We start from the raw sequence: 17,942 nt of genomic DNA, 5'->3' as shown, positions 1-17,942 counted from the left end.
GGCAGGGTCAGTGCTCCCAGAGGTCCTCGGTGCGGAAGTACCTGGCGGTGAACGCCTCTTCGAAGGAGCCGGTGTCCGTCTCATCTGTCCACCAACCCGGCCAGACGTCGACACCGGAAGGCGCGCTGATGGCCGTCAGGACGGTGGAGCACCGGTGGCAGCGCCGAGGTGCCGAGTCCCGGAACCGCCCGCCGCAGTCGCATCGCCGAAGCCGTGCCTCAAGTGCCGTCATCAGCGTGGGGTAGGTCCGGTCCCGGGAAGGGAGCGCGTCGGCGATGGTCCTGAACGTCTTGTCGTAGTAACTGACATCTACCCGCATAGGGCAGCTGTCGCAGTAGAGGAAATAGCAGTCCAGCAGTGGTGAGTGGTCGAGGCGGTAGAGGCGTTCGTGGCACTCCGGACAGATAACTTCCTCGCCATTCAGCCAGTTGTCGTCGTCTTCGTCCGGTTGGCTCACTGGATGATCTTCCCATGGGTGCGACGCGGAGGAGCGGCGGCGATTCGCGTTTCGGCCCGGGTGGCACCGGCCCGCTGTGAGACTGGACGAGTGCCGGCACGTCGGTGCATCGGCGCTGGCCGACTCGACTTGGCGAGGTGGGGGAAGATGTCCAACGACAGCGAGATTCGTCCCTTCCGGCTCGACACACCGGAGGACGTGATCGCCGACCTGCGTCGCCGGATCGCGGCTACCCGCTGGCCCACCCGCGAGTTGGTCACCGATCGCTCGCAGGGGGTGCAGCTGGCGACGATCCAGGAGTTGGCCCGCTACTGGATGAGCGATTACGACTGGCGTGCGTGCGAGACGAAGCTGAATTCGCTGCCGCAGTACACGACGAACATCGACGGCGTCGAGATTCACTTCATCCACGTGCGGTCGCAGCATGAGGGCGCCCTGCCGCTGATCATGACGCATGGCTGGCCGGGCTCGGTCGTCGAGCTGCTCGGGGTCGTCGGCCCGCTGACCGACCCGACGGCGCACGGCGGCACGCCCGAGGACGCGTTCCACCTGGTGCTGCCGTCGTTGCCCGGCTACGGCTTCTCTGGCGAGCCGACCGAGCCTGGCTGGAACTCGGCGCGGATGGCGCAGGCGTGGGCGAAACTCATGGACCGCCTCGGGTATTCGCGCTACGTCGCACAGGGTGGCGACGTGGGCGCGGCCGTCACGGACGCCATGGGGCGTCAAGCACCCGGGGGGCTGCTCGGCATCCACGTCAACCTGCTCGCCGGGGCGGTCGGCATCAAGGACAAGTTGCCGGCGAATTCCGAGCAGGAGCGCGCCGCGCTCGACGCGCTCAAGCTGTTCTCGATGGACGGTTTCGGCTACTTCCTGGAGCAGTCCACCCGGCCGCAGACGATCGGCTATTCGCTGCTGGACTCACCTGTCGGGATGGCGGCCTGGATGCTCGACCACGACACGGACAGCTACTACAAGATCTCCCGCGCTTTCCTCGACGGTGATCCGGCCGGCGGTCTCACCCGGGACAGCATCCTCGACAACATCACGCTGTACTGGTTGACGGGCACCGGTGCTTCGTCCGCCCGGTGGTACTGGGAGCAGGGGCGGTTTCAGGCGGCGGCCCAGGCGGCCGGTCAGGCACCGCCGCCGGTCACGGTGCCGGTCGGCTTCACCACGTTCCCGGGCGAGCTTTGGCCCGCTCCGCGTAGCTGGGCCGAGGCGGTCTACCCCGGCATCGCGTACTTCAACGAGGCTGACCGCGGTGGGCACTTCGCGGCGTGGGAGGAGCCGGAACTCTTCTCCGCCGAGGTGCGGGCCGCGTTCCGGCCGCTGCGCAGCACCTGACGGCCTTACCCGCTGACGGACGAGCGCCGGCGCACGTCGTCAGCTGGGTGGATGGTGCGCACCGGGTCGGGCACCGGCCCTCGGGGCTGCCACTCGCGGGGATAGCCGAGGGAGACCTCCTCGAAACGCACCCCGTCGTGGAACGTGGTGCGGGGGATGTGCAGGTGTCCGTAGACCACTGTGGCGGCGTCGAAGCGAAGGTGCCAGTCGCTGGTGCGGACGGTGCCGCACCACTGGGCGAAGACCGGGTACCGCAGGACGTCGGTGGGTTCCCGCACCAACGGGTAGTGGTTGACCAGCACCGTCGGCAGGGCCCTGTCGCGTTCGGCCAGCCGGCGTTCGGTCTCGATGATCCGCGCGTCGCACCACGCCTCCCGACTCGGGTACGGGTCGGGGTGCAGCAGCGCCTCGTCAGTGCACACCACACCGGCCGCGTACGCCAGGGCCAGCGACTCCTCCTGGGTGCGTGCCTCGGGTACCCGGAACGTGTAGTCGTAGAGCACGAAGAGCGGGGCGATGGTGGCCGGGCCGCCGTCGCCGTCCCAGACCGGGTACGGATCCTCCGGGGTGAGCACCCCCAGCCGCCGGCACATCCGCACCAGCTCTTGGTAGCGCTCCTCGCCGCGCAACGTGACCGGGTCGCGCGGCGGCGTCCACAGCTCGTGGTTGCCGGGCGCCCAGATGACCCGCGCGAACCGACTGCTCAGTAACCCGAGCGCCCACTCGATGTCGGCGAACCGGTCGGCGACGTCGCCGGCGACGAGTAGCCAGTCGCCGTCGTTGTCCGGGTGCAGTTCCTGCACGAACGCGCGGTTCTGCGGGTGCCCGACGTGCAGGTCGCTGACGGCCCGCAGCCGGGGCGGAAGTTTCACCCCCCGAGGTTAGGACGGCACGGGCGCGTCACGGAACCTCTGCGGCCTGCTGTTCGGGCCGATCTGACGGTCGCATATCCGGCGACCCGACGGGAAAGCGCGGGGCGTCCGACAGCCCGAGACCGGAGCAGGAGACAAACATGCCTTTCATCACCGTGGGAACGGAAAACTCCGCGCCCATCGACCTGTACTACGAGGATCACGGTTCCGGTAAGCCGGTGGTGTTGATCCACGGCTTCCCGTTCAACGGCGCGACCTGGGAGAAGGAGACACGGGCGCTACAGAACGCCGGATACCGGACGATCACCTACGATCGCCGCGGTAACGGTAACTCCGCCCAGCCGGCCTTCGGGTACGACTACAACACGTTCGCGGCGGACCTGGACGTGTTGATGACCGAGCTGGACCTGAACGAGGTGACCCTGATCGGTCACTCGATGGGCACCGGCGAGGTGGTCCGTTACCTGGGCAACTACGGCTCGCAACGGGTCAGCAGGGCCGTGCTGCTCAGCCCGCTCCAGCCGATGCTGGCCAAGGCGAGCGACAACCCGGAGGGCGTCGACCGGAGCCTGTTCAAGGGCTTCCAGGACGCCATCATCAAGGACCGGTTCGCCTACCTGACGTCCTTCTGCGACGCGTTCTTCAACCCGGACCAGAACATGGGCAAGCGGGTCAGCGAAGAGGCGTACCGCGCGCACTGGCAGATCGGCGCGATGGCCTCCGGAAAGGCCACCCACGACAGTGTGGACGCCTGGCAGGAAGACTTCCGCCCGGACCTGCCGAAGATCGACATCCCGGTGTTGATCGTGCAGGGTGACCAGGACCGGGTGCTGCCCTATCCGGTGACCGGTCAGCGGCTCGGGCCGATGATGCCGACCGGCACGCTCATCACGCTCAAGGGCGCGCCGCACGGTATCCCGTGGACCCACGCCGACGAGGTCAACAAGGCGGTCCTGGACTTCATGAAGCAGCCGGCCAAGGCTCGCGCCTGACCCGTACCGGTAGCCGATCGGACGCCCGCGCCGTAAGGCGCCGCGACACCCGGCCCACGGTTCGCACCGGGGCCGGGTGTCGTCGCCGGTCAGGGCCGGCGGGCCACCACCGCGCCGTTGGCGCCCGGCGCGTCGAACGGCACGGTACGCACGTCCACGAAGCCGGCGTCGGTGAGCCACGCCGCGTACTCGGCGCCCGAGTAGTTCCGGCCACCCTCGGTCTCGACAAGCATGTTCATCCCCATCAGGGCCGCCTCCGGCGGTCCGGTGCGTTCGTCGTTGAGCAGCAGTTCGCAGACGACGATCGCCCCGCCGGGCGGCAACGCCGCGTGGCACCGGGCCAGCAACGCACGGTTCGTCGGCTCGTCCCAGTCGTGCAGGATCATGCTGAGCAGGATGACGTCGTGCCCGTCCGGCAGCGCCGGGTCGGCGAGGAAGTCACCGCCCACCGCGTCGATCCGCCCGGTCAGGCCGGCCTCCGCGATCCGCTCCCGCGCCCGCACGCAGACGTGCGGCAGGTCCAGGACCGTCGCCCGCAGCTCGGGCAGGCGTCGGCAGAACTCGATCGGGAACGCGCCCGCCCCGCCGCCCACGTCGAGCAGCCGCCGGTGCGCGGAGAAGTCGTACGCGTCGGCCAACGCGCTGGCGGTGAAGCTGGACGTGGAGAACATCGCGTCCCAGAACTGCGCCAGCATCTGCGGATCGGCGGTGTCGAACATCGACTGTTGGGCCTCCGGGTCCCAGGTCAACGGCCGATCCGTGCGTAGAGCCTCGCCGATGCGGTGCCAGGGCAGGTAGGTGCGCAGGTCCGAGTAGCGGACCTGCGCCCCGAAGTAGTACGGGCGGCCCTCGACCAGGAACTGCTCGGCCAACTCGGAGTTGCGGTAACCGTCGCCGGCCTTCTCCAGCAGGCCGAGCGACGCACTGGCGGCCAGCAACAGGTCCGCGGGCCGGTCGGGCAGCCCGAACTCGGCGGCGGCCTGCTCGACGGTCATCGTCCGCCCGCCGGCGAGCCGGGTGAACAGACCAAGTTCGACGCCGGCCGCGAGGGTCTTGAACCCCCACACACCGGCCACCAGACGCATGAGGGGAGTGGGGGTGATCACCACGATATGAGATCACACCTCACACGTTTCCACGATGGACGGTCACGCCCGGATCAGCGTCACCAACCCTGCGGCCACCAGCACCCCGGCCCAGAGTCGATCCACGTTGAACCAGGCCCGGCGCAGCACACCGACCCCGAACACCTGGTAGACCAGCAGCGCCACCGCCAGGGCGACGCCGAGCATGGCCACTGTGTGCGCTCCGGCCGCCGCGAGGCCGGACAGCGCACCGACCGGCGCGGCGGCCAGGTGCCCGGAGTGACCCCCGGGCACCGGCTCGGCCACCAGCACCGGCAACAGCATCAGCCCCGCGCCGTGCGCCGACGACATCAGGAACGACCAGGCGGCGAGCTGCGCCGCGGACAGCCGCATTCCCGCCCAGCGGAAGTGCCGCTCGGAAAGCAGCCGCCACAGCCCGAAGGCCACGAGCACCACACCGCCGACCACCGCGAGGGCACTGCTCGCCGTCACCGACCGGGTCGCCGAGACCAACGCGGCGACGATGGCCACCGAGGCGAGATGCCCGGCGGCTATCGGCGGCAGGGCGCGCAGCAACGCCAGCCGGCTGCGCTCCTGGAGGCCCCGGGCCACCGCGAACAACCAACCCATCGCCGGGTTCAGACCATGGAACGCGCCGAGCGCGGCGAGCGTCGCCACTGTGGTGACGGTCACGGATAGCAGTACGAGTCGGAGGAGGCGTCCCCGCCCTGCAACCGGGTCTGGTGCACCCGCAGGCCCCGGAACTCCTCCCCGTGCGGAAAGAACCGCTCATCCGGGGTGAGCCCGCCGGCGTCCACGTCGACGTCGAGCTTGGCCAGCCAGGCACCCACCCCGTCGGGGTAGAACTGGTCGTCCCACGCGCCGTAGAGCGAATTGCTGACGTAGACCCGTCGGCCGTCCCGGCTGACCTCCACCATCTGCGGGCCACCGGCCAACGCCTCGTCCGGCGCGGACGGGTGCGCGGTCCGGCGGACGATCCCGCCGAGGTGCACCGAACCCGTCTGCACCGGGTGCAGCGGATCGCTGACGTCGTACTGGCGCAGCTCCCCAGTGCCCCAGCAGGAGACGTAGAGGAACCTGTCGTCGACCGACAGGTCGATGTCGGTCACCAGCGGCGGCACCGCCCCGAACGGCTTGAGCAGGTCGGGCAGGTTCGCCGGGTCGGCCGGCTCGGCCGGGATGTCGATGATCTTGGTGACCGCCCAGGCGTCCCCGTCGCGGTGCCAGAGCCAGATCGACGCGGACAGGTCCTCGACGCTGATCACCACCCCGACGAACCCGTACGACTTCGTCGGGTCGTGCGCCGGCCGCAGCTCCAGCGGCATCTGGTACTGGTCGCCGAGATCGACCCGTTGAACGTGCCGGCGTTTCGCCAGGTCCCAGAAGTGGATGGCGTGCCCGTAGCGTCGGCCCAGCAGCAACTCACCGATGATGCCGTCCTCGATCATCGACGGGGTGCCCCACTCGCTGGTGACCAGCACGTCCTGGGTCAGGTGCCACCACACGTCGTACGCCAGGAACTGCGGCCCCCGGTCGGCCTCCCACGCCCCGCGGACCTCGAACGTGGTGTGGTCGAGGATGGCGATGCCACCCGGGCCCTCCGCACCGTCCGCGCCGCCGAGAGCCGAGAGGTAGATGCCGTCCGGACCGCAGTGCACCGTGTGCGGCCGCGAGTAGCCGGCCCGCTTCGCCAGCTCCTCCGCCCCGATCACCCTGACGATCTGCGGCTGGCGCGGATCGGGCTGGGTGTCGAGCACGTGGATGCGCGACGACCGCAGGCCGGGCACGATCAGGTAGCGCCGCTCGACATGCGGGTGCGGCGCGGTCGGGCAGAGCGCGCTGCTGCACGCGTTCCAGCCGAAGTGGTGCAGCTCGTCACCGACGTACGGCAGGTCGGTCCAGCCGACGACCCGGCCGTAGTCGGGGGAGTCGGGGTCGGTGTCCAGCACCACGATGGCGTCCGGACGGGTGGCCGTGCGGTCGAAGGCTGCCACGTAGGCGAGCTTCTCCGCCGGTGCGGTCACCGCCTCGCGGGGCGAGGGGTAGAACGTGGGGTCGGGGGTCCAGCGGGTCATCACAGCTCCGCTCGTCAGGTGGTGGGAACGCCGAGTCGGTCGAGCAGGTGGCGGCGCAGCGCGCCGAAGGCCCTGTCGTCCGGCGTACGGGTGGGGCCGAGGTCGACGGGCAGCTCCGCGGCGATGCGGCAGTCGTCGAGGAGCAGGATCCGGTCGGCGAGCAGCAGCGCCTCCTCCACGTCGTGGGTGACCAGCAGGGCGGCGAAGCCGTGCTCGGCGCGCAGCCGGCGCAGCAGGATCTGCATCCGCAGTCGGGTCAGCGCGTCCAGGGCCCCGAACGGCTCGTCGAGCAGCAGCAGGTCCGGTTCGCGGACCAGGGCCCGCGCCACTGCCACCCGCTGCGCCTGCCCACCGGACAGCTCGGCCGGCCAGGCGCGATCCCGCTCGGCGAGACCGACCTCGGCCAGCGCCCGCCGGATCCGTCCCGGGCCATCGGCGCCGGACAGCCCGAGCCCCACGTTCTCCGCCACGCGTTTCCATGGCAGCAACCGGTGCTCCTGGAAGACCACCGCAGCGGTGCCGCGCACGACGCTCGTCCCGCTGGCCTCGCCGTCCAACCCGGCGAGAATCCGCAGCAGCGTGCTCTTGCCGGAACCGCTGCCGCCCAGCAGGGCCACCACCTCACCGCGGGCGATGGTCAGGTCGACCCCGGCCAGCACGACCGTCGGCCCGAACGCCCGGCGCACCGCGTGGGCGGTGAGCACCGGCTCGGAGCCGTTCAGGTGGCCCGCAGTCCGCGACGCCATGTCAACATCCTCCTCTCCAGGACGCGCAGCGCACTGTCGGAAATCAGCCCGAGCAGGGCGTAGACGAGAAGGCCGAGCACCACCACGTCGGTCTGGCTGAACTCCCGCGCCTCCATCATCAGAAAGCCGATCCCGGTCTGGGCGTTGACCTGTTCCCCGACGACCAGGCTGAGCCAGGCCGCCCCGATCGCCAGCCGCAGGCCGAGGAAGAGGGACGGCAGCGCGCCGGGCAGCACCACGTGCCGCAGTCGGGCGGCCTGCCCCAGACCACAGGTACGGGCCGCCTCGACGAGCCGCTCGTCGATGTCCCGGATGCCGGCGTAGGTGTTGAAGTAGATGGGGAAGAACGCGCCCAATGCCACCAGGCTGATCTTGAGTGATTCACCGATGCCGACCCAGATGATCAGCAACGGGACCAGCCCGAGGTGCGGCAGCATCCGGGCCATCTGCACCGGCGGGTCGACCAGGTCGTCACCGAGCCGCAACAGCCCGGCCACGGTGCCCAGCACCAGGGCCAGGAGACCGCCGATCAGCAGGCCCGCCCCGGCCCGGGTGAGGGAGTCCAGCAGGTGGATGCCGAGCGTCCCGTCCCGGCTCAGCCGCGCGCCGGTGGCCAGGACGTCGCTGGGCGCGGGCAGCTTCTCGGCCGCCAGCAGCCCGGTCCGTGCGGCCAACTCCCACCCCAGGACCAGCGCCACCGGGCTCACCACCCGCCGCCAGCGCCGGGCCGGCCGCTGACGACGGGGTACGACCGGCACCGCCGCTGTGACCTCGTCGGGCGCCTCGACGAGCGTCGTACGACTCACTGGAACACCTCGTTGAACCGGCCGTCGATCCGGGATCGCAGGTCGACCGGCCCCGGGATGAGTTCCAGTGCGATGAAGCTGTCGGTGATCGCCTGAAGCTCGTCGCCGATGGCCGGGGTGACCGGGGCGAGGGGCTTGGCGCTACGGGCCAGGGCGCGGCTGGTGACGTCCTGCGGGATCTTCAGCTCCGGCGCGAGGGTGCTGGCTCGCTCCTCGGGATGGGCGATGCCCCAGTCGGTCACCTCGCGGTAGCGCTGGAGGAACGCCCGGATCTCGTCCGACCGCTTGTCCACCGCCCGGGGCGTGGCCAGGACGTACTCGCGGTTGCTGGCCAGGCCGGTCGCGTCGGCGAGCACCTGGACCCCCGGTTGCTCGGCCAGGGCGAAGTACGGGTCCCAGATCACCCACGCGTCGATCTGGCCGCCGTCGAACGCGGGTCGCCCCTCGGCGGGCCTGAGGTACTTGACCTGGATGTCCTTCAACGTCATGTTGTTGGCCTCCAGCAGCCGCACCAGCAGCCAGTGCACGTTGGACCCCTTGTTGAGGGCCACCGTCTTGCCCTTGAGGTCGGCGAAGCTGCGGTAGCCCCGGTCGGCCTTGACCAGCACGGCCTCACCCTGCGGAATCGGCGCCGAGGTGCCGATGACGGAGAACCGGATCTTCCCGGCGGCGGCGAAGACGGGCGGCGCCTCGCCGACCTGTCCGATGTCGATGGAGCCGGCCTTGAGCGCCTCGGTGAGCGCGGGGCCACTCTCGAACAGCGACCACTCCACATCCGGTGCGGCGCCGCGCGCCTTGACCAGGCTCAACCCGCCGAAGCGCTGGTAGCCGATCCGGAGCTTGTCCTTGGTGCCGACCGCATCGGCGGACCCGCCGCACGCGCTCACCGCGACCGTGGCGAGCAGCGCCACGGTGGTGAGCACGGCCGTCAGGAGGCGGCGTTGCGGGGGACGGCTCGTCGACGGGGTGGGCATGGCGGCTCCTCGGGTCGGGGCAGGCGGACAGCAGCGCATCGACAGGTGTCGGCGTCGGCGGTAGCCTACTAACCCGATAGGTTTTATGGGTAGGCTGTCGGCGGGATCGTCCCACCCCTCAGGAGGTGCCCGCCTCGCCGCGTGCGCCGACCGCCCCCGCTGGAGGAAAGAGCCCCGATGACCCTCACCTTCCACTGGTTCCTGCCCACCAACGGCGACAGCCGGGACATCGTCGGCGGCGGCCACGGCGTACCGACAGGCGCCGCCGGAGGCGCCCGCCCGGCCAGCGTCGCGTACCTCGGGCAGATCGCCCGCAGCGCCGAGCAACTCGGCTTCGTCGGCGCGCTCACCCCGACCGGCGCCTGGTGCGAGGACGCCTGGCTCAGCACCGCGATGCTCGCCGAGGTGACCGAGCGACTCAAGTTCCTGGTCGCCTTCCGGCCCGGGCTGCTGGCCCCCACACTCGCCGCCCAGATGGCCTCGACCTTCCAGCGGCTGTCCCGGGGCCGGCTTCTGCTCAACGTGGTCACCGGCGGTGAGTCGCAGGAGCAGCGGGCCTACGGCGACTTCCTGGACAAGGACGCCCGATACGCGCGGGCCGACGAGTTCCTGCACGTGGTGCGTGCGCTGTGGCGCGGCGAGACCGTCGACCACGACGGCACCCACGTCCGCGTCGAACAGGCACGGCTGCACCGACTGCCCGACCCGGTGCCGCCGGTCTACTTCGGTGGCTCCTCCGCCGCCGCCCTCCCGGTGGCGGTACGGCACAGCGACGTCTACCTCACCTGGGGCGAGCCGCCGGCCCTGGTCGCCGACAAACTGGAGCGGGTCCGGGCGCTGGCCGCCCGCGCCGGACGGCAGCTGCGCTTCGGCATCCGGCTGCACGTCATCGTGCGCGACACCGCCGAGCAGGCCTGGGCGCAGGCCCAGCGTCTGCTCGACGGAGTCTCCGAGGCCGACATCCGGGCCGTGCAGGAGGGGCTACGCCGCAGCGAGTCCGAAGGGCAGCGCCGCATGCTCGACCTCAACGGTGGCTCCCGCGACGGCCTGGAGGTCGCCCCCAACCTGTGGGCGGGGGTCGGGCTGGTCCGTGGTGGGGCCGGCACCGCGCTGGTGGGCAGCCACGCCGAGGTCGCCGACCGGATCGCGGAATACCACGCGCTCGGCATCGACGAGTTCATCCTCTCCGGCTATCCGCACCTGGAGGAGGCGTACTGGTTCGGTGAGGGCGTGCTGCCGATCCTGCGCGACCGAGGGCTGTGGCGGCACCCCGACGGCCAGCCGGGGACCGCGAACCACGTCGACGTCCCGTTCGCCGGCGTGCCAGCGCCGCAGCCCGCCGGAGTCGGCTGACCGGTCGACCCGCGGCAACCGGCGCCACGGCCGCCTACAGGTCCATCGCGTAGACCCGGACCTGGCGGCCCGTGTCCGGCTGCACGGTCTCGCGCTCCAGTGACATGCCCAGCTTGACCATCACCCGCGCGGACGCCTCGTTGCCGACGACGTGGATGCTGACCAGCCGCCGCAGGTCGAGCTCGGCACGAGTGTGGGCGACAACGGCCCGGGCCGCCTCGGTGGCCAGGCCCCGACCCCAGTACGCGCGGCCGAGCCGCCAGCCGATCTCCACGGCCGGCATGATCTCGGGCAGGAAGGTCGGCACCGCCAGTCCGGTGAAACCGGCCAGCTCGCCGGTCTCTCTGATCTCCACCGCGTACAGGCCGAAGCCGTGCTCGTCCCAGTGCCGCTGATAGGTGGCCAGACGCTCCGCGGTCGCGGCCCGGTCCAGGGTGCGGCCGTCATGGATGTAGCGCATCACCTCGGGCTGCGCGTTGACCGCGGCGAACCCGTCCAGATCATCGCTTCGCCAGCGGCGCAACAGCAGGCGCTCAGTCGTGAGGGACGTGGCATCAAAGGGGCTTGTCAGGTCAGGCACGTCCCCTTCGTAGCATTTCGGCGTCCACGGGGCGATGCGTTATCTCTACGTGGGTCGGCCGGCGAATCGCTGGCCGACCCGCCGCGCCGCGAGGCTCACCACAGTGCTGCCGGCCGCCATCCCGAGCAGCACCAGAATCCCCCCGACCACCCACAGCCCGCTGTCGTCGGTCGACGCCGCCCGCCACGACCAGGCCGCCGTGAACGCCACGGTCATCACCGGCGCCACCAGCCACGGGCTGAGCCGCGTTGCGGCGAGCGCGGCCAGCACCACGAGCGTCAGCACACAACCGATCACCTGCCACGGCTCGTACGGGCCGCTGCTCGCGCCCGTCTGCGCGTCGACCGTGTACTCGGTGTCCCAGCCCAACCAGAGGATCCACACCCCGACCGTGGCCGCCGCCAGGAACAGAACACCGAGCAGTGCGCGGGTACCCCTCGTCGCCGTCATCCGGCGATCATCCCCTGCCTGCCGCTCAACGGGAACACGGGCCGGCACCCGGCCGCCGACCGGCGTGATCCCCAATGGACTGTTGCCTCGGTCGGTGGCGATCCTCTACGGTCTGCTCAGCGGTGGGCGGTGCGGTCCGCATCCGACCCGACACCGCCGGTTGCCCGTCGTGCGGGCCGGGATGGTGGAGTCTCGGGTCGCCCCGTCGGCGGTGACCCGGCGGTCGTGTGACTCCCAGCTCGTCCCCTCGGGTCCTGGTGCCCGGGTGGCTCCGCGTGGAGCCGACGGCGAGCCGGGGCACGCCGACCCACCGGGAGAGCCCCGTGTTCCTCAGCCCCCACGAGCAGGACCGCCTACTCGTCCACGTCGCGGCCGATGTCGCCCGCGCCCGCCGCGAACGCGGCCTGCGCCTCAACTACCCCGAAGCCGTCGCGGTGCTCACCGCGTTCCTCCTCGAAGGAGCCCGCGACGGCCGGTCGGTGGTCGACCTGATGTCCGCCGGCCGGACGGTGCTCGGTCGTGACGACGTCCAGGACGGCATCCCCGAGCTGCTGAGGGAGGTGCAGGTGGAGGCAACGTTCCCGGACGGCACCAAGCTCGTGACGGTGCACCACCCGATCCCGTGATCCCCGGGGAGATCCTGCCGGCAGCCGACCCGGTCGAGATAAACGTGGGCCGTCCGGTGACCACAGTGCTCGTGGTCAACACCGCCGACCGCCCGGTCCAGGTCGGCTCGCACTACCACTTCGCCGAAGCCAACCCGGCGCTGTCGTTCGACCGGGGCGCGGCCTGGGGGCAACGACTCGCCGTTCCGGCCGGCACCTCCGTCCGGTTCGAGCCAGGCATCAACCGCAGCGTCGACCTCGTACCACTTGGCGGCGCACGCGTCGTGCCGGGCCTGCGCGGAGAGTGCGCGGGACCGTTGGACCCGCCGCCGCACGCGGTCACTGCCGACGGGGCGCCGCGGTGAGCGCCGTGCGGCGGGACCGCTACATCGACCTGTACGGGCCGACGACCGGTGACCGGATCCGACTGGCCGACACCAACCTGCTGATCGAGGTGGAGACCGACCACTGCGTGGGCGGCGACGAGGCGGTCTTCGGCGGCGGGAAGGTGATCCGCGAGTCGATGGGGCAGTCCCGTGCTACCCGCGCCGAGGGGGCACTGGACACCGTCATCACCGGCGCGGTGGTGCTCGACCACTGGGGCGTGGTCAAGGCCGACGTGGGGCTGCGCGACGGGCGCATCGTGGCGCTCGGCCGGGCCGGCAACCCGGACACCATGCCCGGTGTCCACCCCGACCTGGTCATCGGCCCGTCGACCGAGGTGATCGCCGGCAACGGGCGGATCCTCACCGCCGGCGCGGTCGACACCCACGTGCACTTCATCTGCCCGCAGATCGTCACCGAGGCACTGGCCAGTGGCATCACCACGATGGTCGGCGGTGGCACCGGCCCGGCTGAGGGGACCCGCGCGACCACTGTCACCCCGAATGCCTGGCACCTGGCCCGGATGCACGAGGCGCTGGACACCATGCCGGTCAACGTGCTGCTGCTCGGCAAGGGCAACACCGTGTCCAGCGAGGCGCTGTGGGAACAGCTCCGGGCCGGTGCGGGCGGCTTCAAGCTGCACGAGGACTGGGGCACCACACCGGCGGCGATCGACGCCTGCCTGCGGGTGGCGGACGCGTCCGGTGTCCAGGTGTCGATCCACACGGACACCCTCAACGAGGCCGGGTTCGTCGCCGACACCCTGCGGGCGATCGGTGGACGGGCGATCCACTCGTACCACACCGAGGGAGCCGGTGGCGGGCACGCACCGGACATCATCACCGTCGCCAGCGAACCGAACGTGCTGCCGTCGTCGACCAACCCGACCCGGCCGTACACCGCCAACACCCTGGCCGAACACCTGGACATGTTGATGGTCTGCCACCACCTCAACCCGTCCGTGCCGGAGGACCTGGCCTTCGCCGAGAGCCGGATCCGACCGTCCACGATGGCCGCCGAGGACCTGCTGCACGACCTCGGCGCGATTTCGATCATCGGCTCCGACGCGCAGGCGATGGGCCGGGTCGGCGAGGTGATCATGCGGACCTGGCAGAGCGCCCACGTGATGAAGGACCGGGTCGGCGCGCTGCCCGGCGACGGGCCCGCCGACAACCACCGGGCCCGACGGTACGTGGCGAAATACACCATCTGCGCGGCGATGGCCAACGGGCTGGAACGGGAGATCGGCTCGGTCGAGCCGGGCAAACTCGCCGACCTGGTGCTCTGGGACCCGGCGTTCTTCGGCGTCCGGCCGCACCTGGTCCTCAAGGGCGGCATGATCGCGTACGCCCAGATGGGCGACGCCAACGCCTCGATCCCGACACCGCAGCCGATGCTGCCGAGGCCGATGTTCGGGGCGTACGGCGCGGCGGCGGCCGCCACCAGCCTGGCTTTCGTGGCCCCGGCGGCCCTCGACGCCGGGCTCCGACTGGACGTGCGTCGCCGGGTGGTGCCGGTGAGCGACGTACGGTCGCGGGGCAAGGCCGACCTGCCGGAGAACAACGCGATGCCGCGTATCGAGGTGGACCCGGACACCTTCACGGTGCGGATCGACGGGCAGGTGGTGGAGCCGGACCCGGTGACCCGGCTGCCGATGGCCCAGCGGTACTTCCTGTTCTGATGGCGACGCCGAGCCTGCTGTTGTTGTTGGCCGACGGACGCTTCCCGGCCGGGGCCCACGCGCACTCCGGTGGTCTGGAGGCGGCCGTCGCCGCCGGCCGGGTCACCGACCTGGCCTCGTTGGAGGCGTTCCTGGCCGGCCGGTTGGCCACCGCCGGGCTGGTCGGCGCGGCGTTCGCGGCGGCCGCACACCGGGTGGCGATGCCCGAGACGGTCGGCTCGGCGCACCCGGCCCGGTCCGCCCGGCCATCGGAGGCGCCGGCCGGGTCTGCCGCTCGGCCGGACGCGCCGGCCGGGTCTGCCGCCCGGTCGGAGGCGCTGGCTCGGCTCGACGCGGAGCTGGACGCGCGTACCGCCGCCCCGGCGTTACGGGCGGTCTCGCGCCGACAGGGCCGGGCGCTGCTGCGGGCCGGCCGGACCATCTGGCCGGACGCCCCGTTCGCCGACCTGCCCGCGACGCCCGCTGGCGCACACCAACCGCTGGTGCTCGGGCTGCTCTGCGCCGCGGCCGGGCTGTCCCGCGTCGAGACCGCCACGATCGCCGCGTACGGGACGCTGACCGGGGCGGCCAGCGCCGGGGTACGTCTGCTCGGCCTCGATCCGTACCAGGTCCAGGCCCTGCTGGTCGACCTGGCCGACGCTTGCGACGGCACGGCCGCCGACGCGGCGCAGGCGGCCGATGACCCACCGGAGCGGCTGCCGGCCGCCGCCGCTCCACTCGCCGACATCCATGCCGAAATCCATGCCACCTGGGAGGTGCGTCTCTTTGCGTCCTGACACTGTTGTGCCGAGCGCTGTGCCCGCCGTCGAACTGATCACGCCGCCGGCCACCCCACCCCACGACGAGACCGTTCCGCACACCCATCCGGAGCCGGGGGTGGACCCCCATCCGCCGTTGGCGCGTGCCGGCCGTGCCCTGCGGGTCGGCATCGGCGGCCCGGTCGGTTCCGGCAAGACGGCACTGGTGGCCGCGCTCTGCCGTGCCTTCGCCGACGAGTTGCGGCTCGGCGTGGTGACCAACGACATCTACACGACCGAGGACGCCGACTTCCTCCGGCGGGCTGGCGTGCTGGACCCGGCCCGGATCCGCGCGGTGGAGACCGGTTGCTGCCCACACACAGCGATCCGCGACGACATCGGCGCCAATCTGGACGCCATCGACGAACTGGCCGAGGCGGTCGGCCCGTTGGACCTGGTCCTCGTGGAGAGCGGTGGGGACAACCTGACCGCGACCTTCAGCCGGGGGCTGGTCGACCGGCAGATCTTCGTGGTCGACGTGGCGGGCGGGGACAAGGTGCCCCGCAAGGGCGGGCCGGGGGTCACGGCCGCCGACCTTCTCGTGATCAACAAGACCGACCTGGCGCCGATGGTGGGCGCCGACCTCGCCGTCATGGATCGTGACGCGCGGGCGCGGCGCGGCGACCTCCCGACCCTCTTCCTGTCCATCGTGGGAGACCCCACGGCAACGTCGGTCGCGGACTGGATCCGGCACGAGTTGGCCCACCACGCCGCCCTGCACCCACTGGCCGTGCCGGTCGGCCCGGCCTGATGCGAGCGCTCGCTCGGCTGGTCGCCCGGACCGACGGCCGGGGCGGCACGGCCCTGGTCGAGTTGCACGGCGAAACGCCGTTGCTGCTGCGCCAGACCCCGACCGACGGTGGTGTCGCCACTGTGCACCTCGTCGGCGGGGCGGCCGGTCCGCTCGCCGGCGACGATCTGCGCCTGGAGATCGAGGTCGGGCCGGGCGCGGCGGTCCGGGTGCACAGCGTCGCCGCGTCGATCGCCCTACCCGGTCGCGCGGGTGCCGTCTCCCGAATGGCGGTGCGGGCGGTCGTGCACACCGGCGCCACGCTGCACTGGCTTCCGGAACAGTTGGTCGCGGCGGCCGGCTGCGCGCACCTCGCCGAGTCCCGGATCGAGCTGGCCGCCGGTGCGAGCCTGCGGTGGCGCGACGAGCTGATCTGCGGCCGGTACGGCGAGGCGCCCGGCGGCGCCGTCGTGCACACCCAGGTCGACTACGCGGGTCGGCCACTGCTCCGCCAGTCTCTCGCGGTGGGACCGCACGCGCCGGGCTGGGCCGGCCCGGCCGTACTCGGCGGCGCTCCGGCCACCGGATCACTGCTGGTGGTCGACCCGTCGCAACCCGCCCAACCTCCGACGGCCGAGGGCAGCGTCGCCCGGTTACCGCTGGCCGGCGGCCCAGCGACACTGTGGACCGCCACCGCTCCCGACGCACACACCCTGCGCGCCCACCTGACGCCCTAGCAAGACCGACGCCGGTCGTCGTGCGGGCCACTAACTCTGTGGGGCCGGTTGTCGTGTGGGGGCCGGTGGTCGTGCGGTGCCGGTCGTGGTGCGCGGCTGGCGGTCGTGTGGGGCTTGCGGTCGTGCGGCGCCGGTCGTAGTGCGGTGGCCGGTTGTCGTGCTGGGCCGGTGGTCGTGTGGCGCCGGTCGTCGTGCGGGGCTGGTGGTCGTGTGGGGCTGGTGGTCGTGTGGGCTGGCCATCGTGCGTGGTGTCGGCTGTGGTGGAGGTCCGCCCGGCGGCACTTCCGCTCACGAGGGCTATACCTGTAAGTCATATTTATGCCTCACAGGTATATCGCTCTCCGGGGTGACCGACCTCTGAGGCAACCCGGGCGACTGCAACCCGGGCGACGGTCGGGACTTCGGCCCGGCGTGCCGGCCCGGGGCGACGACTGCCGCTGTCCTGCAGGCGGTCCGGCGCGACCTGAGTGAACAGTTGCCGTCCGACGTTGCCCGGCCGGCCTACCGGTCGGCCCAGCAACGCCTTGCCCGCAGCGGCCGCTAGCGGTGGGGGCCACCGGCGGCGCGAGCATCGACGCGATCGTCGCGGAGGGCGGGGTCCTGGCGGAGGGCGGGATCGTGGCGGCGGGCGGGGTCGTGGCGGCGGGCGGGGTCGAGGCGGCGGGCGGGGTCGAGGCGGCCGATCAGGTCGTCGAGCTGACTCACCAAATCGGCGGCCGGTGGCACATCCGGGTTGCTGCTCTCTGCGGCGCCCAGCCCTGCGCTGTCGAGCCCTGCGCTGCCCAGCCCCGCAGTGCCCAGCCCCGCAGTGCCCAGTCCCGCGCTGCCGAGTCCCGCGCTGCCGAGTCCCGCGCTGTCGAGCCCCGCGCTGCCCAGCTCGGCGATGCCCAGTTCGGCGATGCTGGCTCGGACCCGTTCGTCCAGGCGGGCGTACTCGCGGCGGCCCCGAGCGGTGAGGTACGCCCGGATGCGTCGGCGGTCGATCGGATCGATCCGGCGGAAGACAAGGTTGCGGTCGACGAGTTGGTCGACCAGCTTGGTGAGGGTGCCCGGCGGCAGTGACGCCTCGGCGGACACCTCGCTCATCGGGTGACCCTGGCCGTCGGCGAGCAGGCAGAGCACCCGCCACGCCTCGATGCTGATCGCGTCGTCGGCCAGAACGGCGCCCAGCCGGCGGGAGAGCAGCCGTTCGGCGCGGGTGAGCGAGCGCAGCAGGTCGGCTGGCGCCCCGGGCACGTCTGACATGAAACTCC

At 71.7% G+C, this 17,942-nt stretch carries 20 protein-coding genes; 9 read left to right on the top strand and 11 right to left on the bottom strand.

Features of this window, described 5'->3' with window-relative positions; all coding sequences use genetic code 11:
* Positions 1-7 precede the first annotated feature (7 nt).
* Positions 8-457: a hypothetical protein gene (locus MED15_RS01370; protein ID WP_112734609.1), complete on the bottom strand. Its 450-nt coding sequence runs from the start codon at positions 455-457 to the stop codon at positions 8-10.
* Positions 458-604: 147 nt separating this feature from the next.
* On the opposite strand from MED15_RS01370, the gene MED15_RS01365 reads away from it, so the two are divergent.
* A complete protein-coding gene (locus tag MED15_RS01365) occupies positions 605-1,801 on the top strand; it encodes an epoxide hydrolase family protein (RefSeq protein ID WP_112734608.1) in 1,197 nt (398 codons plus the stop codon).
* Positions 1,802-1,806: 5 nt separating this feature from the next.
* On the opposite strand, the gene MED15_RS01360 is transcribed toward MED15_RS01365, so the two are convergent.
* Positions 1,807-2,673, bottom strand: coding sequence for a metallophosphoesterase family protein (locus MED15_RS01360; RefSeq protein ID WP_112734607.1), 867 nt, complete (start codon positions 2,671-2,673; stop codon positions 1,807-1,809).
* A gap of 140 nt (positions 2,674-2,813) precedes the next feature.
* On the opposite strand from MED15_RS01360, the gene MED15_RS01355 reads away from it, so the two are divergent.
* Positions 2,814-3,665: an alpha/beta fold hydrolase gene (locus MED15_RS01355; protein ID WP_112589582.1), complete on the top strand. Its 852-nt coding sequence runs from the start codon at positions 2,814-2,816 to the stop codon at positions 3,663-3,665.
* An 89-nt stretch (positions 3,666-3,754) separates the two neighbouring features.
* Here the strand turns inward: MED15_RS01355 and MED15_RS01350 are convergent, their stop codons facing one another.
* From MED15_RS01350 to MED15_RS01325, 6 genes are read right to left on the bottom strand one after another with little or no spacing between them, the layout of a single operon-like run.
* Positions 3,755-4,771, bottom strand: coding sequence for a methyltransferase (locus MED15_RS01350; RefSeq protein WP_112605879.1), 1,017 nt, complete (start codon positions 4,769-4,771; stop codon positions 3,755-3,757).
* A gap of 42 nt (positions 4,772-4,813) precedes the next feature.
* Positions 4,814-5,443, bottom strand: a complete 630-nt coding sequence (locus MED15_RS01345; RefSeq protein WP_112734606.1) for a hypothetical protein — start codon at positions 5,441-5,443, stop codon at positions 4,814-4,816.
* Positions 5,440-6,846 (bottom strand): selenium-binding family protein, encoded by a 1,407-nt coding sequence (locus MED15_RS01340; protein ID WP_112734605.1) that lies wholly within the window; start codon positions 6,844-6,846, stop codon positions 5,440-5,442. Before MED15_RS01340 ends, MED15_RS01345 begins: the two co-directional genes overlap by 4 nt.
* 14 nt (positions 6,847-6,860) lie before the next feature.
* On the bottom strand, positions 6,861-7,592 hold the full coding sequence (locus MED15_RS01335; RefSeq protein WP_112734604.1) for an ABC transporter ATP-binding protein: 732 nt from the start codon (positions 7,590-7,592) through the stop codon (positions 6,861-6,863).
* Positions 7,565-8,398: an ABC transporter permease gene (locus tag MED15_RS01330; protein WP_112589590.1), complete on the bottom strand. Its 834-nt coding sequence runs from the start codon at positions 8,396-8,398 to the stop codon at positions 7,565-7,567. The genes MED15_RS01335 and MED15_RS01330 overlap by 28 nt, the downstream gene beginning before the upstream one ends.
* Positions 8,395-9,372 (bottom strand): aliphatic sulfonate ABC transporter substrate-binding protein, encoded by a 978-nt coding sequence (locus tag MED15_RS01325; protein ID WP_112589593.1) that lies wholly within the window; start codon positions 9,370-9,372, stop codon positions 8,395-8,397. The genes MED15_RS01330 and MED15_RS01325 overlap by 4 nt, the downstream gene beginning before the upstream one ends.
* Before the next feature lie 177 nt (positions 9,373-9,549).
* Here MED15_RS01325 and MED15_RS01320 point away from each other — a divergent pair, with 177 nt between their 5' ends.
* The gene (locus tag MED15_RS01320) at positions 9,550-10,725 is read left to right on the top strand and encodes an LLM class flavin-dependent oxidoreductase (protein WP_112698042.1); all 1,176 of its coding nucleotides are present in this window, start codon (positions 9,550-9,552) and stop codon (positions 10,723-10,725) included.
* 34 nt (positions 10,726-10,759) lie between these two features.
* Here MED15_RS01320 and MED15_RS01315 read toward each other — a convergent pair whose 3' ends face one another.
* Together MED15_RS01315 and MED15_RS01310 are read right to left on the bottom strand one after the other, a co-directional pair.
* On the bottom strand, positions 10,760-11,305 hold the full coding sequence (locus MED15_RS01315; RefSeq protein ID WP_112698041.1) for a GNAT family N-acetyltransferase: 546 nt from the start codon (positions 11,303-11,305) through the stop codon (positions 10,760-10,762).
* A 45-nt stretch (positions 11,306-11,350) separates the two neighbouring features.
* On the bottom strand, positions 11,351-11,755 hold the full coding sequence (locus MED15_RS01310; RefSeq protein ID WP_112698040.1) for a hypothetical protein: 405 nt from the start codon (positions 11,753-11,755) through the stop codon (positions 11,351-11,353).
* Positions 11,756-12,078: 323 nt separating this feature from the next.
* Here MED15_RS01310 and MED15_RS01305 point away from each other — a divergent pair, with 323 nt between their 5' ends.
* Genes MED15_RS01305 through MED15_RS01280 form a run of 6 tightly spaced genes read left to right on the top strand, consistent with a single transcriptional unit; the run spans position 12,079 to position 16,689 of the window.
* Entirely contained in the window at positions 12,079-12,381 is a 303-nt protein-coding gene (locus MED15_RS01305; RefSeq protein WP_112589601.1) for an urease subunit gamma, read from the top strand.
* Positions 12,378-12,725, top strand: a complete 348-nt coding sequence (locus tag MED15_RS01300) for an urease subunit beta (RefSeq protein ID WP_112698039.1) — start codon at positions 12,378-12,380, stop codon at positions 12,723-12,725. The genes MED15_RS01305 and MED15_RS01300 overlap by 4 nt, the downstream gene beginning before the upstream one ends.
* A complete protein-coding gene (locus MED15_RS01295) occupies positions 12,722-14,425 on the top strand; it encodes an urease subunit alpha (protein WP_112589605.1) in 1,704 nt (567 codons plus the stop codon). The genes MED15_RS01300 and MED15_RS01295 overlap by 4 nt, the downstream gene beginning before the upstream one ends.
* Positions 14,425-15,201 carry an urease accessory protein UreF gene (locus tag MED15_RS01290; protein ID WP_112734603.1) on the top strand — a complete coding sequence of 259 codons (777 nt, stop codon included), beginning with the start codon at positions 14,425-14,427 and terminating at the stop codon, positions 15,199-15,201. The genes MED15_RS01295 and MED15_RS01290 overlap by 1 nt, the downstream gene beginning before the upstream one ends.
* On the top strand, positions 15,191-15,973 hold the full coding sequence (gene ureG, locus MED15_RS01285; protein ID WP_249037860.1) for an urease accessory protein UreG: 783 nt from the start codon (positions 15,191-15,193) through the stop codon (positions 15,971-15,973). The genes MED15_RS01290 and ureG overlap by 11 nt, the downstream gene beginning before the upstream one ends.
* On the top strand, positions 15,973-16,689 hold the full coding sequence (locus tag MED15_RS01280; RefSeq protein WP_112734602.1) for an urease accessory protein UreD: 717 nt from the start codon (positions 15,973-15,975) through the stop codon (positions 16,687-16,689). The genes ureG and MED15_RS01280 overlap by 1 nt, the downstream gene beginning before the upstream one ends.
* A 540-nt stretch (positions 16,690-17,229) precedes the next feature.
* On the opposite strand, the gene MED15_RS33950 is transcribed toward MED15_RS01280, so the two are convergent.
* The gene (locus MED15_RS33950; protein ID WP_244220322.1) at positions 17,230-17,934 is read right to left on the bottom strand and encodes a MarR family winged helix-turn-helix transcriptional regulator; all 705 of its coding nucleotides are present in this window, start codon (positions 17,932-17,934) and stop codon (positions 17,230-17,232) included.
* Positions 17,935-17,942 lie beyond the last annotated feature (8 nt).

It is taken from the genome of Micromonospora noduli, from assembly GCF_003264475.1.
GTDB lineage: Bacteria > Actinomycetota > Actinomycetes > Mycobacteriales > Micromonosporaceae > Micromonospora > Micromonospora noduli.
This window is presented reverse-complemented; position numbering and strand designations above follow the sequence as displayed.

Bases quoted from the DNA above. Each gene is read 5' to 3' on its own strand.
- MED15_RS01365 (WP_112734608.1), top strand. From the start codon at position 605: ATGTCCAACGACAGCGAGATTCGTCCCTTCCGGCTCGACACACCGGAG.
- MED15_RS01355 (WP_112589582.1), top strand. From the start codon at position 2,814: ATGCCTTTCATCACCGTGGGAACGGAAAACTCCGCGCCCATCGACCTG.
- MED15_RS01340 (WP_112734605.1), bottom strand. From the start codon at position 6,846: ATGACCCGCTGGACCCCCGACCCCACGTTCTACCCCTCGCCCCGCGAG.
- MED15_RS01335 (WP_112734604.1), bottom strand. From the start codon at position 7,592: ATGGCGTCGCGGACTGCGGGCCACCTGAACGGCTCCGAGCCGGTGCTC.
- MED15_RS01325 (WP_112589593.1), bottom strand. From the start codon at position 9,372: ATGCCCACCCCGTCGACGAGCCGTCCCCCGCAACGCCGCCTCCTGACG.
- MED15_RS01320 (WP_112698042.1), top strand. From the start codon at position 9,550: ATGACCCTCACCTTCCACTGGTTCCTGCCCACCAACGGCGACAGCCGG.
- MED15_RS01310 (WP_112698040.1), bottom strand. From the start codon at position 11,755: ATGACGGCGACGAGGGGTACCCGCGCACTGCTCGGTGTTCTGTTCCTG.
- MED15_RS01290 (WP_112734603.1), top strand. From the start codon at position 14,425: ATGGCGACGCCGAGCCTGCTGTTGTTGTTGGCCGACGGACGCTTCCCG.
- MED15_RS01280 (WP_112734602.1), top strand. From the start codon at position 15,973: ATGCGAGCGCTCGCTCGGCTGGTCGCCCGGACCGACGGCCGGGGCGGC.
- MED15_RS33950 (WP_244220322.1), bottom strand. From the start codon at position 17,934: ATGTCAGACGTGCCCGGGGCGCCAGCCGACCTGCTGCGCTCGCTCACC.